Below are 14,205 nucleotides of genomic sequence, written 5' to 3'. Positions count from 1 at the left end.
TTGGCGGGGTTTTTTATTGGGTTACTTTTTCAGGCCCAGCTTCTTCAGTTCTTCATCGCGCAACTCGCGCCGTAGAATCTTGCCCACATTGGTGGTCGGCAACACATCGCGGAACTCCACCGCCTTGGGCACCTTGTAGGCGGTGACGTTGGCGCGCATGTGTTCCATCACTTGGTCCTTGGTCAGGGTTGCACCGGGCTTGACCACGATGAACAGCTTGATGATCTCCCCGGATTTTTCGTCCGGCACGCCGATGGCGGCGCACTGCAATACGCCCGGCAGGCCGGCCAGCACGTCTTCCAGCTCGTTGGGGTAAACGTTGAAGCCGGACACCAGAATCATGTCCTTCTTGCGGTCGACAATGCGCAGGTAGCCGTCGGGCTGGATGATCGCGATGTCACCGGTCTTCAACCAGCCTTCGCTGTCGAGCATCTCGGCGGTGGCGTCTTCGCGCTGCCAGTAGCCCTTCATCACTTGCGGGCCTTTGACGCACAGCTCGCCGGTCTCGCCCAGCGCCAGTTCGGTGCCGTCGTCGGCGATGACCTTGCACGCCGTGGACGGCACCGGAATACCGATGGTGCCGATCTGGATATGCTGAATCGGGTTGACCGTGGCCACCGGGCTGGTCTCGGTCATGCCATAACCTTCACAGATGCCACAGCCGGTCACGGCCTTCCAGCGCTCGGCAGCCGCCAGTTGCAGGGCCATGCCACCGGACAGGGTGACCTTGAGCGCCGAGAAGTCCAGCTTGCGGAAGCCTTCGTTATTGCACAGCGCCACAAACAGGGTATTGAGGCCGACAAAGCCGCTGAACTTCCACTTTGACAATTCCTTGACCATCGCCGGCAGGTCGCGCGGGTTGCTGATCAGGATGTTGTGGTTGCCGATCAGCATCATCGCCATGCAATGAAAGGTGAACGCGTAGATGTGGTAAAGCGGCAGCGGCGTGATGAGGATCTCGCAACCCTCATTGAGGTTGGAGCCCATCAGCGCCTTGCACTGCAGCATGTTGGCGACTAGGTTGCGGTGGGTGAGCATCGCGCCCTTGGCCACGCCGGTGGTGCCGCCGGTGTATTGCAGCACCGCCACATCATCGCTGGCCGGGCTCACTTCGTTGACGGTCTGGCCATGGCCCCTGGCGAGCACATCATTGAACTTGATCGCCTTCGGCAAGTGGTAGGCCGGGACCATTTTCTTCACGTACTTGATGACACTGTTGATCAGCAGGCGCTTGAGCGGCGGCAGCAGGTCGGCCACTTCGGTGACGATCACGTGCTTGACGGCGGTTTTGGGCAAGACCTTTTCCGCCAGATGGGCCATATTGGCCAGGCACACCAGGGCCTTGGCCCCGGAGTCGTTGAATTGGTGTTCCATCTCCCGCGCGGTGTACAGCGGGTTGGTGTTGACCACGATCAGCCCGGCACGGATGGCACCGAACACGGCGACCGGGTATTGCAGGACGTTGGGCAGTTGCACCGCGATGCGGTCGCCGGGCTGCAGGTCGGTGTGCTGTTGCAGATAGGCGGCAAAAGCGCCGGACAATTCGTACAGCTCACCGTAGGTGAGGGTCTTGCCCAGGTTGCTGAAAGCCGGCTTGTTGGCGAAGCGCTGGCAGGACTGCTTCAATACCGCCTGAATATTCGGATACTCGTCTGGATTGATCTGTGCAGCAATCCCGGCGGGGTACTTATCCTTCCAAAAGTCTTCATTCATGGAAGCCCACTCCTCAGCGACGCGAATTCATCATCGCATTTGATGCGATTATTATTGGTGTATGTTTTTTGTACGGTGAATCCGGCGCTTCAAGCAGGCCCAGACGTCACAAAGCGCGCCGAGAGTAGCAGCTTTGCCAAGGGCCGCCTAGAGCCAAACGAGGGCCCCGCAGTCATAATCACGACTGTCCTACAATATTTGGTCACACTTTAAACACGCGTTGAATATCCCGGCAAACCGCTCTGGAACAAGCCCTCCAGCGCACTCCAAAGCAAATGCGGAAGGGGGCTTGCTGCCGATAGCGGCATATCAGTCACCCAATATGTTGACTGACCCACCGCTATCGGGAGCAAGCCCCCTCCCACACTTTTAGACCATTTCAGTTACAGGTTCAGGCGATGTCGCGCAGCTCCCGTCGCAGGATTTTCCCTACCGGCGTCATCGGCAACGAGTCGCGCAACACGATCTGCTTGGGCACCTTGTAGCCGGTGAAGTTGGCCTTGCAGTACGCCTTCAGCTCTTCAACGCTCACGCCCTGGGCACGCGCCACCACGAACAGCTTCACCGCCTCCCCCGTGCGCTCGTCCGGCACGCCGATCACTGCGCAATTGGCCACGGCCGGATGCGCCATCACCACGTCTTCGATCTCGTTGGGGTACACGTTGAAACCCGAGACGATGATCAGGTCTTTCTTGCGATCGACAATGCGTATGAAGCCGTCCTCATCGATCACGGCAATATCGCCGGTCTTGAACCAGCCTTCGGCGTCCAGCGCCTCGGCGGTGGCTGCCGGTTGCTGCCAATAGCCCTTCATCACCTGCGGGCCCTTGATGCACAGCTCGCCACGCTCGCCCAACGGCAGCTCGACACCCTCGTCGTTGATCACCTTCATTGCAGTGGCCGGCACGGGAATGCCCACGGTGCCCAGTCGCGACTTGTCGCCGTACGGGTTGGCGCTGGCCACCGGGGAAGTTTCGGTCAGGCCATAACCCTCGCCGATCGCGCAGCCGGTGAGCTGCTGCCAGCGTTCCGCGGTGGCCTTGATCAGCGCGGTGCCGCCGGAATTGGTGGTTTTGAGGTGAGAGAAATCCAGCTGCTTGAACTCCGGGTGATCCATCAGCGCGACAAACAGCGTGTTGAGCCCCAGCAGCCCGGTGAAGCGCCACTTTTTCAGCTCCTTGATAAACCCGCCGATGTCCCGTGGGTTGGTGATCAGCACGTTGTGGTTGCCCGAGACCATCATGCACATGCAGTTCGCGGTGAAGGCATAGATGTGGTACAGCGGCAGCGGCGCGATCATCACCTCCTGCCCCTCCTTGACCAGCGGCAGGCCGTCGTCGCCAGTCTGCGACATACAGGCGCGCACCTGCTGCATGTTCGCCACCAGGTTGCGGTGGGTGAGCATCGCGCCCTTGGCCAGGCCGGTGGTACCGCCGGTGTATTGCAGCACGGCGATATCGTCCAGGCTCACCGGATGGCGCGTCACGTCCAGGCTTGCCCCCATACGCAGGGCGCGCTTGAACGGCACTGCGCGCGGCAGGTGGTAGGCCGGTACCATTTTCTTCACCTTGTCGACCAGGGTGTTGACCAGCCAACCCTTGGCGGCCGGCATGAAGTCGCCCATTCGGGCTTCGATCAAGTGGTCGATGGCTGTGTCGGCGCACACCTCCTGCACGCGCGAACCGAACAGGTTGAGGTAGACCAGCGCACGCACGCCGGCATCCTTGAACTGGTGGCGCATCTCGCGCGGGGTGTACAGCGGGTTGGTGTTGACCACGATCAGCCCGGCGCGCAAGGCACCGAACACGGCAATCGGGTAATGCAGCACGTTGGGCATCTGCACCGCGATGCGCTCGCCGGGCTTGAGGTCGGTGTGCTGCTGCAGGTAACCGGCGAACGCCGCACTCTGGCGCTCAAGTTCGGCGTAGGTCAGGGTAATCCCCATGTTGCTGAATGCCGGACGGTCGGCGAAGGTCTTGCAGGAGCGCTCGAACACTTCGATCACCGAGGTGTAGGCGGTGAGGTCGATGGTATTGGGAACACCGGGCGCGCGTTTGTCATTCCAGAAATCAGGTTGCATTATTCTTGTCCTCTTACCTGAGTGTGTCCGGCCGCTGCTATAAAAAGCGGAGCTTTGGGGACGGTAGCAGCTATAACCAAACAGGCAAATACGCTAAATCGTGTCATTGATTGTATGAATCTTGCCGCTGAGGCATGGGCAGATACCTGGTGCGCGATACACTGCACCCATCCCGAGCAAAGGAAAGCGCCATGAACCACAGCACCTTCTGGCTGACCGCGACTGACCAAAGCCGTCTGTACGTCAATCAATGGCTGCCGGAGGGTCCCGCCAGGGCCGTGGTGATGGTGTCCCATGGCATGGCCGAACACAGCGGGCGCTATGGGCGCCTGGCCGCAGCATTGTGCGCCGGCGGCTACGGCGTGTATGCGCTGGACCAGCGTGGCCACGGCCGTACCGCCGAGTCAGGCACCCTGGGCCTGTACGCCGAGCAGGACGGCTGGAACACGGTGGTCGGCGACCTCGCCAGCCTGCACCAGCACATCGGCCAGCAGCAGCCGGGGTTGCCGATCATTCTGCTGGGTCACAGCATGGGCAGCTACATCGCCCAGGCCTACCTGCTGCACCACAGCGCCAGCCTGCATGGGGCAATTCTCAGCGGTTCGAATTTCCAGCCGGTGGCCCTGTATCGCGCCGCCCGGGTGATAGCGCGTGTCGAACGCGCTCGACAGGGCTTGCGCGGGCGCAGTGCGCTGATTGACTGGCTGTCGTTCGGCTCATTCAACAAGGCGTTCAAACCGACGCGTACAGCATTTGACTGGCTCAGCCGCGACCCCGTCGAAGTCGACCGTTACATCAACGACCCGCTCTGTGGTTTTCGTTGCACCAACCAGCTGTGGATCGACCTGCTGGGCGGCTTGCAGCACATCAGCAAAGCGTCCAACCTCGCGCAGATCGATCCGGGCCTGCCGATTCTGGTCGTGGGCGGCGAATGTGATCCGGTGAGTGACGGCAAGCGTCTCAACAGCCTGGCCCAAGCCCTGCGTGAGGCCGGCTGCCAGCACCTGCAATTGACTGTCTACCCGCAGGCGCGGCATGAAGTGTTCAACGAAACCAACCGCGATGAAGTGACCGCGGATGTACTGCACTGGCTCGACCAGGCCCTGACCCTGCGCAGGCCGGCGCGCTGCGAATGACCTTTGCAGAACCGGCCATTAAATTACCGACTAGCCACAGGATGCACCTTTAGATGACCCAGGTAACCAACACACCGTACGAAGCCCTCGAAGTCGGCCAGACCGCCAGCTACAGCAAGACCGTCGAAGAGCGCGATATCCAGCTGTTCGCCGCCATGTCCGGCGACCACAACCCGGTGCACCTGGACGCCGAATACGCCAAGACCACTATGTTCAAGGAGCGAATCGCCCATGGCATGTTCAGCGGCGCGCTGATCAGTGCCGCCGTGGCCTGCGAGTTGCCTGGGCCGGGCACTATCTATGTGGGCCAGCAGATGAGCTTTCAGAAGCCGGTAAAGATCGGCGACACGCTGACGGTGCGCCTGGAAATTCTGGAAAAGTTGCCAAAATTTCGCGTGCGCATCGCCACGCGCGTGTTCAACCAGCGCGACGAACTGGTGGTGGATGGCGAAGCGGAGATCATCGCGCCACGCAAGCAGCTTGAATTGACGCTGACCCAGTTGCCACCGATCAGCATTGGCTGAGTCCAAACCCAAATCCAACGCAAAAAAATGCGGGAGGGGGCAAGCCCCTCCCGCATTGGGTTACAGCGCAGTGCTTACGACTGAGCGCGAGCCTGGTTACGCAGGGCTTTCACTTGGTCGTGGTTGCGTTGCACGCCATGGTACTGACGCTCTACCAGGTCACGAATGCCCAGCAGGTTGTGCTTGTTGATTTTCTCGATCGCCTCTTTGTAAGCCTTCAGTGCGTGGTCTTCACCGCGCTCGGCTTCGTTCAGTACGGCTTCTTCGTCCTTACCGCTGACCATCGACTTCACGTCGACCCAGCCACGGTGCAAGGCGCCGGCAACGCTGCCGGAATCTTCCGGATCGCCACCCAGAGCACGCACGGCGGTTTTCAGTTCTTCGGCAGCGCTGGCGCAATCAGCCGAACGCTTGGCAAACAGAGCCTTCAGTTCCGGGTGCTTGATGTCTTCAGCGCACTCTTTAAAACCTTTCTGACCGTCAATGCTGGTCTCGATCAGGTCGTTCAGTACGGAGATGGATTCTTTATTGATGTCAGTCATTTTTCAATTCCTTATGGCAGGTTTAAAAGGATGCAAGAGTAATTGCAGTGTCCGTGCCAGCTTTCTGAAAAATATATTCCTATTTAAAATCAAACATTTATGAATTATTGAACCATCTGCGCCGATGTTATTTGCATGATCTGTCCTTTGGCCTTCATGCAGAATGCCTGTATTTTCACTGTCATCGTCTTAACCGCCCAAGATCGCCATGAATCCAGAGAAACTCGAACTGCTGATCACCCGCCAGATGCCCTTCGGCAAATACAAGGGCCGGATCATCGCCGACCTCCCCGGCCCCTATCTCAATTGGTTCGCCCGCGAAGGTTTCCCCCATGGCGAACTGGGCGGCCTGCTGGCCTTGATGCAGGAAATCGACAGCAACGGCCTGGCCGAACTGCTGGAACCACTGCGCGCCAAACACGGTAAGCCCGCCCCTCGCCATTAGGAGTTTCGCCATGCCAGGGAATGCAAACAACGAGCAGCACTGGCGCACTATCGCCCAGCGCTATGAGCAGGAGCCAGGCCCGATCAACCTGGAGAACGGCTACTTCGGGCGCATGAGCCGCGCAGTGCAGGCGCAGTATCTGGAACACGTAGCGTTCATCAACCGCAGTAATTCGCTGCATGTGCGCCAGCGCTTCGAGCGCGGTGACAATGACGCCATCCGCTGCCAACTGGCCGGCTTGATCAACGCCGATCCGCAGGCGATAGCGTTCACCCGCAACGCCACCGAAGCCCTGCAGTCGCTGATCCGCAATTACAACCGCCTGCAACCGGGCGATCAGGTGCTGATCAGCGATCTGGAGTACGACACGGTCAAGGGGGCGATGCGCTGGCTGGCGGGCTATCGAGGTGTGGAGGTGATCGAAATCGCCCACCTTCATCCGGCCAGTTTCGACAGCCTGGTGCACACCTATCGCGAGGCATTTGTGCAGTATCCGCGCCTGAAGCTGATGGCACTGACCCATGTCACCCACCGTACCGGCCTGGTGATGCCGGTCGAAACCATCGCCAGGGCCGCGCAAGCACACGGCGTGGATGTGATACTCGACGGCGCCCACGCGCTGGGCCAGATCGACTTCAATCTCGCCGAACTGGGTATCAGCTTTGCCGGCTTCAACCTGCACAAGTGGATCGGCGCGCCGCTGACCCTGGGTTTCCTCTACATCGCCCCCGAGCGCCTGGCCGATATCGACCCGGACATGGGCGAGTGCCACTACCCCGCCACCGACGTGCGCGCACGCACGCCCTATAGCACACCAAACTTCCCTGCGTTGATGACGTTGCCATGGGTGCTGGAAGAACATCGCAGCCTGGGTGGCGCGGCGGCCAAGGGTGCGCGGCTCAATTACCTGAGGGACATGTGGGTGAGTCAGGTGCGGTCGCTGCCCGGGATTGAAGTACTCACGCCGGATGACCCCAGACTGTATTGCGCGATTACCGCATTCAAGTTCAATGGGCGGGACCAACAGGTGATGGTGGACCGTCTGCTCAAGGAGCACGGCCTGTTTACCACGACCCGCACGGGGCCGGCATTTGGCACGTGTATTCGGGTGACGCCAGGGGTGGTGACCTGTGCTGAGGACATCAATGTCCTGATCAACGCAATCACTCAACTGGCCACCGACTGACAGGTGGGAGGGACTTGCTCCCTCCCACACTAGCCCTCGTCCACATCAGGCATGTGTGACTTTGAGGTTTTTACAGGCAAAAAAAAGCGGCACACCGACCAAGTGCGCCGCAAAAATGCCGTTAAGCACAGCAACAACGATTCTTTACATCCGATCAGTCCAACAGGGCCAGCGCTTGCGCAGTGACTTCCTGAATACGTGCCCAGTCGCCGTTCCTGATCCACTCCGGGTCAAGCATCCAGCTACCGCCCACGCACATCACGTTCTTCAACGCCATGTAGCTCTTGATATTGGCCGGGCCCACGCCGCCGGTAGGGCAGAACTTCACTTCGCCAAACGGGCCGCCCAGCGCCTTGATTGCCGCCACGCCGCCGCTGACTTCAGCCGGGAACAGCTTGAAACGGCGATAACCCAGGGCATAGCCTTCCATGATGCCGGACGCATTGCTGATGCCCGGCAGCAGCGGGATCGGGCTGTGCACCGAGGCTTCCAGCAGGTCGCGTGTAATGCCGGGGGTGACGATGAATTGCGAACCGGCCACCTCGGCGGCGTCGAGCATCTGGCGGTCAAGCACAGTGCCGGCACCGGTGCACAGTTCAGGGCGCTGCTCGCGCAGCACCTGAATGGCCTTGAGGCCGAACTCGGAACGCAGGGTTACTTCCAGCGCGGTCAAACCACCGGCTGCCAGCGCATCGGCCAGCGGCAGGATGTCCTGTTCGCGGGCGATGGTGATCACCGGCAGGATCCGCGCCCTGGCGCAGAGGCTGTCGATCAGGGCAACTTTGTCCGCCATGGAAACGGTCGGTTGAGGGCTTTTCATAGCGGCTGATCCTTGGCTCATGGGCACCAGTAAATCTCTAAGGTAGGTTGCAAAAACGCGCGAATCGGCATGGCAGCAACGTCGTCACTGGCCAGCGCGGCGCTCAAGGTGGTCAATTTGGCGCTGCCGGAAATCGACAGCACGGTGTACCTGGCCGTGGCCAACAGCGCGCGACTCATGGTCAGGCGCTGATGGGGCACGGTCGGCGCCAGCATTGGCCAGCAACGGCGGGTACCCTCCGGCGCCAGCGCATCGCCAAGGTTCGGGCTGTCGGGGAACAGCGAGGCGGTGTGGCCGTCATCGCCCATGCCCAGCACCAGCACATCAATGCCAGGTAATTCGGCCAGCAGGTGATCGGCCTGCTCGGCCGCGTCTTCAAGGTTGGCCGCAGCGCTGTAGAGGCTCAGGAACTTCGCCTTGGCGGCCGGGCCCTGCAACAGGTGCTGCTTGAGCAGGCCGGCGTTGCTGTCGGCGTGTTCCACCGGCACCCAGCGCTCGTCCGCCAGGGTGATGGTGACCCTGGACCAGTCCAGGCCCTGCTTGGCCAACTGCTGGAAAAACGCCACCGGGCTGCGGCCGCCGGACACCACCAGGGTGGCCTCGCCACGCGCGCTGATGGCCGTGCGCAGTTGTTCGGCCACATCATTGGCCAGGCCGTCCGCCAGCAGCGCAGGCGTGCGGTACTCATGGGCCGTTACGCCCTGAGGCAGTTTCAATTCAGATATCGCCATACCACGACCTCCCATCCCGCGTGATCAGTGCAATCGAGCTCATCGGCCCCCAGGAACCCGCCGCGTACGGCTTGGGCGCATCACCGGATTTTTTCCACCCGGCGATCAACTGGTCACACCACGTCCACGCGGCTTCGATTTCATCTTTACGGACAAACAGGTTCTGATTGCCGTTCATCACTTCCAGTAGCAACCGCTCGTAGGCATCGGGAATCCGTGCGCTGCGATAGGTATCGGAAAAATTCAGTTGCAGCGGGCCGCTGCGCAGTTGCATGCCCTTGTCCAGGCCCTGCTCCTTGGTCATCACGCGCAAGGAAATGCCTTCGTCCGGCTGCAGGCGGATGATCAGCTTGTTGCTGATCTGCAGGCGCTGCTCGGGGGCGAATATATAGTGGGACGGTTCCTTGAAGTGGATGACGATCTGCGACAGTTTTTGCGGCATGCGCTTGCCGGTGCGCAGGTAGAACGGCACCCCGGCCCAGCGCCAGTTGCGGATATCGGCACGCAGGGCGACGAAGGTTTCGGTGTCGCTCTGGGTGTTGGAATTTTCTTCTTCCAGGTAACCCGGCACCGGCTTGCCGGCGCTGTAGCCGGCGATGTACTGGCCGCGCACCACCTGGGTGGTCAGGCCTTCCGGGCTGATCGGCGCCAGGGCCTTGAGCACCTTGACCTTCTCGTCGCGGATGCTGTCGGCGGACAGGTCGGCCGGCGGGTCCATGGCGATCAGGCACAGCAGCTGCAGCAGGTGATTCTGGATCATGTCGCGCAGCTGGCCGGCCTTGTCGAAATACCCCCAGCGCCCTTCGATGCCGACCTGCTCGGCCACGGTGATTTCCACGTGGGAGATGTAGTTCTGGTTCCACTGGGTTTCAAACAGGCTGTTGGCGAACCGCAGGGCGATCAGGTTCTGGACGGTCTCTTTGCCCAGGTAGTGGTCGATGCGGTAGGTGCGGTTCTCCGGGAAAAACTGCGCCACGGCATCGTTGACCTTGCGCGAGGATTCCAGGTCCGAGCCGATGGGTTTTTCCAGCACCACGCGGGTGTTGTCCGCCAGGCCGACCTTGGACAGGTTCTCGCAGATCGCGCCATACACCGCCGCCGGGGTGGCGAAGTAGGCGATCAGACGTTGCTCGCTGCCAACTTTTTCGGCGAGGGCGACGTAGTCGTCGGCCTTCATGAAGTCGACATGCAGGTAGGTCAGGCGCGCCAGGAAACGCTGGGCCACGTTCTCATCCAGCGCCTTGCCGACGTACTTGCGCAGTTCTGTTTCGATATGGGCCAAGTGCTGCTGCTCGGAACCGGCTTCACGGGCCAGGGCCAGGATGCGCGTGTCGTCGTGCAGCAGATCGGCGCCATCGAGGTGATAGAGGGCAGGAAATAACTTGCGAAGCGCCAGATCACCCAAGGCGCCAAACAGGGCAAAGGTGCAGGGTTCTACGGTTATCGAGGGCATGATGTTTGTTCTTTTATCAAGTTAAGCTACAAATACCTTTTTTCAAGGTATCACTCAAGGAAAAATGTAGTAATAACCACAACATTTTCCCGAGTTACGCATTCCGAGTGGTGGTGTTCAGCTACCCTCAGTAGGATAGGCCACCGCGAAAAGCCACTCATCGATTGGTTACCGCCTTTTTATTTGCATCGTCGCCCGAAGGAAAGACTGAATGGACCGCGTGCGAAATCTTCTGGAACAGATCCGGAACCGCCTCGAAGAATTGAACAAGGCCGAGAAAAAAGTCGCCGAGGTCATCCTGCTCAACCCGCAGCAGGCGACCCGCTTCTCCATCGCCGCCCTTGCCCAGGCCGCTTCGGTCAGTGAACCGACGGTCAACCGCTTCTGCCGTTCGTTCGGCGTCAGTGGTTACCCTGAACTTAAATTGCAGCTGGCGCAAAGTCTGGCCAGCGGCGCGGCCTATGTCAGCCGCGCGGTGGAAGCCGATGATAACCCCGAGGCCTACACGCAGAAGATCTTTGGCAGCGCCATTGCCTCCCTGGACAGCGCCTGCCAGGCCCTGGACCCGGCCCTGATCAGCAAGGCGGTGGATTTGCTGATTCAGGCGCGGCAGATCCACTTCTTTGGCCTGGGCGCTTCGGCACCGGTGGCCATGGATGCGCTGCACAAGTTTTTTCGCTTCAACCTTGCGGTCACTGCCCACGCCGACGTGCTGATGCAGCGCATGATCGCGTCGGTGGCGCATACCGGCGAGCTGTTCGTGATTATTTCCTACACCGGGCGTACCCGTGAGCTGGTGGAAGTGGCGCGCATCGCCCGCGGAAACGGCGCCTCGGTGCTGGGGGTGACCGCCGAGAACTCGCCGCTGGCCAAGGCCAGTACGGTGAGCCTGAACATCCCGTTGCCGGAAGACACGGACATCTACATGCCGATGACGTCGAGGATCATCCAGTTGACGGTACTGGATGTGCTGGCGACCGGCATGACGTTAAGGCGCGGGGTGGATTTCCAGCCGCATCTGCGCAAGATCAAAGAGAGCTTGAATGACAGTCGGTATCCGGTGGGGGATGAGTTTAACTAAGTCAGCATTTGTGTTGGCGTTACTGGCCTCATCGGGGGCAAGCCCCCTCCCACTTTTGAATGGGTTCACAAATCAACTGTGGGAGGGGGCTTGCTCCCGATGAGGCCATCAGCCACACCACTAGACCCCTGCCCTGGCCTGCAAACTCAAATGCGCCCGCTCCCCCGGCGCCAGGCAGGCCGCCGCCATCGCCGACTCCACGCACACAAACCCTGACGCCTCGTTAAAACTGACGCCCAGCAGCGGCCGGCTGCCGGGATGCCACACCACGGTGTCGGCGCTCTCCCCCGTGTCGATGCACAGCTCGCGCTGCCAGGCGTGATCCTTGAGCTGCAATTCACCTTCGTGCTGGAACACCCGCTGACAGCCGCCGTCCACCCGCAGCTCGCCTTCCTGCTGGCAAACCTGGCGATTGAGCTGGTCATACCCTTGCGCGCCATCCAGGCCAGACAGCGCTACCTCATCGACGTGACCAATACGCCAGTAAGCATGCAACGCGTGGCTCAACTGGCATGGCAGCTCGTCCTGATGCTCGGTGCTCAGGCGCAGCTCCAGGGCATCGCCCAAGTGGGCGTGCAGGTCGACCTGCCAGTCGCACAGCTGCAATTGCCAATGCAGGCGCACGCCATCTTCTGCGGTGCTGCTGTCGAGCAGTTTCCAGTCGATCAGCCGCGCCCAGCCATGGGACGGCCACGCGTTTTCACTCGGATGCCGGCCATACCACGGCCAGCACACCGGCACGCCGCCACGGATGGCGCCGACCTGCGGCCACTTGGCCGCGCACCACAGCCAGGGCTTTTGCCCGGCAGGTTGAAAATGCAGCAATTGCGCGCCCTGACGACTGAACACTGCCTGGCACAGCGGATGGTCGATCACCAACACATCGCGCATCTGAAAGCGCTCCCAGGCGAACACCGGACGTTCGCGCAGGGATTTGAAAAAGCGTTGCAGCGGATGCTCATGCATGTGCCACGGTCCTGAATTTCACAGTGCTGCGCAAAAAAAAGCGGATAGCCATGGCTACCCGCAAAATGCGCACAGAGAGAGGAGCTTATCGCAGCAGGGTTAGAACACCGACTGAATTTTCAGGCCGGCGACTACCGCGTTGTCGACTTTATCCACGCCACCTGGGTGGGTGACGTATTGCAGGTTGGGACGCACGGTCAGCCAGTTGGTAACGTGGAAGCCGTAGTTGATTTCGTAGTTGTACTCGGTAGAACGCAGTGGCGCGAAGCCTGCCTGGTCGTAGTCGGTGAAACCATTGGAGGCGTTGACCAGTTCAGCGTTCTTGCGCACATCGTCGTTGACGTGCAGACGCGCAGCGCCAATACCGATGTCGTCTTTTGGACGCGCATCGAATGGGCCCTTGTACACCAGCATGATCGACTGATAGTTGTCGACCAAGTTGGTTTCCTTGTCGTGGAACGTGGCGTTGGCCGCGATGTTCAGACCACGGGAGGCGTCGCCGTTGTGGGTGGTGAGTTGCTGTTGCGCAACGAACCAGTAGCCCTTTTTGCTGCTGTGGGTACGGAAGGCCGCGCCGGTGGTGCCCGCGTCGTTGCCGTTCACGTCTTCACGAACGTCGGCTGCATCGGCCGCGCTCTTGTAGTAGCCCACACGGTATTCGCCCGGCAGGTTGTTGACCTTCGGCGACCAGACCAATTCCACCGGAATCACGGTGCCCTTGGTGCCGCTGCCGCTGAGTTTGAAGCCGTTGCCGTGCTCCAGCTGCGACGGGTTCTGGTTGTAGGCGCCGATCTGCGCATACAGCTCAGGCGTGATGTTGTACTTCACGCGGATGGCCGCCTGGCTGACTGGCCAGTTGTACCAGGTGTTCACGTAGTTACCCACTTGCGAGCCGCAGAACGACAGGTTCTGGAAGTCGCACGGGAAGGTGTTGAAATCTTCGCCTTCGCCGAAGTAACCGAGTTTCACGTCCAGCTTGTTGTCGAACATCTGGTGCTGGATCCAGAACTGGGTCAGACGCACCATGTGGCCACGGCCGTAGACTTCCATGGACGAACTCAGCGTGCCGGCACGCGGGTCGCCAATGCGGTCGTTGGAGATGTTCTGGCCATTACGGTTGGTCAGCTGGATCTTGGCCTGGGTGTTATCCCAGCCCCACAGCTTTTGCAGGTCCAGTGCCACGCCCAGACCGAACTGGTCGGAGTAGCGACCGGTCTTGTCATCGTTAAAGCCGCCGTGGGCGTTGTAGCCCATCTCGCCCACGTAGTCGGCCTTGATGTCGATACCTTGCTCGATCAGCTTGGTACGCTCGCCACCCCAATCGCCGGTCATCCACTTGGAATCGGCACTGAATGCATCGGCCGCCATCGCATTGGCGGACAATACCAGGGCTGCTGCTGCGGACAGTTGGCAGAGCAGTCGAGTGTTGTTGTGTTGCTTTTTCATCCCTACATCCTCGTCTTTATTGTTATTAAACTGTTTTTATCTAACGCGGTTTACATTTTTTTCAGCTAAAACAACCAGTTAA

The 14,205-nt window shown here is 60.3% G+C and carries 13 protein-coding genes; 5 read left to right on the top strand and 8 right to left on the bottom strand.

Features of this window, described 5'->3' with window-relative positions; translation table 11 throughout:
- Window positions 1-21: 21 nt before the first annotated feature.
- Together fadD1 and fadD2 are read right to left on the bottom strand one after the other, a co-directional pair.
- A complete protein-coding gene (fadD1, locus tag ACXX81_RS03890; RefSeq protein WP_231422895.1) occupies window positions 22-1,713 on the bottom strand; it encodes a long-chain-fatty-acid--CoA ligase FadD1 in 1,692 nt (563 codons plus the stop codon).
- A 391-nt stretch (window positions 1,714-2,104) separates the two neighbouring features.
- Window positions 2,105-3,793 carry a long-chain-fatty-acid--CoA ligase FadD2 gene (gene fadD2 / locus ACXX81_RS03885; RefSeq protein ID WP_458571237.1) on the bottom strand — a complete coding sequence of 563 codons (1,689 nt, stop codon included), beginning with the start codon at window positions 3,791-3,793 and terminating at the stop codon, window positions 2,105-2,107.
- 191 nt (window positions 3,794-3,984) lie between these two features.
- Here fadD2 and ACXX81_RS03880 point away from each other — a divergent pair, with 191 nt between their 5' ends.
- Complete coding sequence (locus ACXX81_RS03880) at window positions 3,985-4,929, top strand: alpha/beta hydrolase (protein WP_458571236.1); 945 nt, start codon at window positions 3,985-3,987, stop codon at window positions 4,927-4,929.
- 53 nt (window positions 4,930-4,982) lie between these two features.
- On the top strand, window positions 4,983-5,453 hold the full coding sequence (locus ACXX81_RS03875; protein ID WP_057007116.1) for a MaoC family dehydratase: 471 nt from the start codon (window positions 4,983-4,985) through the stop codon (window positions 5,451-5,453).
- A 74-nt stretch (window positions 5,454-5,527) separates the two neighbouring features.
- On the opposite strand, the gene ACXX81_RS03870 is transcribed toward ACXX81_RS03875, so the two are convergent.
- Complete coding sequence (locus ACXX81_RS03870) at window positions 5,528-5,995, bottom strand: ferritin-like domain-containing protein (protein WP_458571235.1); 468 nt, start codon at window positions 5,993-5,995, stop codon at window positions 5,528-5,530.
- Between the two features lie 208 nt (window positions 5,996-6,203).
- Here ACXX81_RS03870 and ACXX81_RS03865 point away from each other — a divergent pair, with 208 nt between their 5' ends.
- Together ACXX81_RS03865 and ACXX81_RS03860 are read left to right on the top strand one after the other, a co-directional pair.
- Window positions 6,204-6,440 carry a DUF3820 family protein gene (locus tag ACXX81_RS03865; protein ID WP_017735664.1) on the top strand — a complete coding sequence of 79 codons (237 nt, stop codon included), beginning with the start codon at window positions 6,204-6,206 and terminating at the stop codon, window positions 6,438-6,440.
- Window positions 6,441-6,450: 10 nt separating this feature from the next.
- Entirely contained in the window at window positions 6,451-7,626 is a 1,176-nt protein-coding gene (locus tag ACXX81_RS03860; protein WP_458571234.1) for an aminotransferase class V-fold PLP-dependent enzyme, read from the top strand.
- A gap of 154 nt (window positions 7,627-7,780) precedes the next feature.
- On the opposite strand, the gene ACXX81_RS03855 is transcribed toward ACXX81_RS03860, so the two are convergent.
- From ACXX81_RS03855 to zwf, 3 genes are read right to left on the bottom strand one after another with little or no spacing between them, the layout of a single operon-like run.
- The gene (locus ACXX81_RS03855; RefSeq protein ID WP_057007119.1) at window positions 7,781-8,446 is read right to left on the bottom strand and encodes a bifunctional 4-hydroxy-2-oxoglutarate aldolase/2-dehydro-3-deoxy-phosphogluconate aldolase; all 666 of its coding nucleotides are present in this window, start codon (window positions 8,444-8,446) and stop codon (window positions 7,781-7,783) included.
- 17 nt (window positions 8,447-8,463) lie between these two features.
- Entirely contained in the window at window positions 8,464-9,177 is a 714-nt protein-coding gene (gene pgl / locus ACXX81_RS03850) for a 6-phosphogluconolactonase (protein ID WP_458571233.1), read from the bottom strand.
- Complete coding sequence (gene zwf / locus ACXX81_RS03845; protein WP_209984120.1) at window positions 9,164-10,630, bottom strand: glucose-6-phosphate dehydrogenase; 1,467 nt, start codon at window positions 10,628-10,630, stop codon at window positions 9,164-9,166. The genes pgl and zwf overlap by 14 nt, the downstream gene beginning before the upstream one ends.
- 220 nt (window positions 10,631-10,850) lie before the next feature.
- Here zwf and ACXX81_RS03840 point away from each other — a divergent pair, with 220 nt between their 5' ends.
- Entirely contained in the window at window positions 10,851-11,711 is an 861-nt protein-coding gene (locus ACXX81_RS03840; protein WP_172832156.1) for a MurR/RpiR family transcriptional regulator, read from the top strand.
- A 120-nt stretch (window positions 11,712-11,831) separates the two neighbouring features.
- On the opposite strand, the gene ACXX81_RS03835 is transcribed toward ACXX81_RS03840, so the two are convergent.
- A complete protein-coding gene (locus ACXX81_RS03835; protein WP_322214343.1) occupies window positions 11,832-12,677 on the bottom strand; it encodes a D-hexose-6-phosphate mutarotase in 846 nt (281 codons plus the stop codon).
- A 99-nt stretch (window positions 12,678-12,776) separates the two neighbouring features.
- Window positions 12,777-14,123, bottom strand: a complete 1,347-nt coding sequence (locus ACXX81_RS03830; protein ID WP_003237795.1) for a carbohydrate porin — start codon at window positions 14,121-14,123, stop codon at window positions 12,777-12,779.
- Window positions 14,124-14,205: the final 82 nt, after the last annotated feature.

This window comes from Pseudomonas sp. GNP013 (assembly GCF_054343995.1).
Note: the sequence above shows the minus strand (reverse complement) of the source record. Positions and strands in the feature narration are given on the sequence as shown.

Coding starts and splice junctions, on each gene's coding strand:
- fadD1 (WP_231422895.1), bottom strand. CDS start 1,713: ATGAATGAAGACTTTTGGAAGGATAAGTACCCCGCCGGGATTGCTGCA.
- fadD2 (WP_458571237.1), bottom strand. CDS start 3,793: ATGCAACCTGATTTCTGGAATGACAAACGCGCGCCCGGTGTTCCCAAT.
- ACXX81_RS03880 (WP_458571236.1), top strand. CDS start 3,985: ATGAACCACAGCACCTTCTGGCTGACCGCGACTGACCAAAGCCGTCTG.
- ACXX81_RS03875 (WP_057007116.1), top strand. CDS start 4,983: ATGACCCAGGTAACCAACACACCGTACGAAGCCCTCGAAGTCGGCCAG.
- ACXX81_RS03870 (WP_458571235.1), bottom strand. CDS start 5,995: ATGACTGACATCAATAAAGAATCCATCTCCGTACTGAACGACCTGATC.
- ACXX81_RS03865 (WP_017735664.1), top strand. CDS start 6,204: ATGAATCCAGAGAAACTCGAACTGCTGATCACCCGCCAGATGCCCTTC.
- ACXX81_RS03860 (WP_458571234.1), top strand. CDS start 6,451: ATGCCAGGGAATGCAAACAACGAGCAGCACTGGCGCACTATCGCCCAG.
- ACXX81_RS03855 (WP_057007119.1), bottom strand. CDS start 8,446: ATGAAAAGCCCTCAACCGACCGTTTCCATGGCGGACAAAGTTGCCCTG.
- pgl (WP_458571233.1), bottom strand. CDS start 9,177: ATGGCGATATCTGAATTGAAACTGCCTCAGGGCGTAACGGCCCATGAG.
- zwf (WP_209984120.1), bottom strand. CDS start 10,630: ATGCCCTCGATAACCGTAGAACCCTGCACCTTTGCCCTGTTTGGCGCC.
- ACXX81_RS03835 (WP_322214343.1), bottom strand. CDS start 12,677: ATGCATGAGCATCCGCTGCAACGCTTTTTCAAATCCCTGCGCGAACGT.
- ACXX81_RS03830 (WP_003237795.1), bottom strand. CDS start 14,123: ATGAAAAAGCAACACAACAACACTCGACTGCTCTGCCAACTGTCCGCA.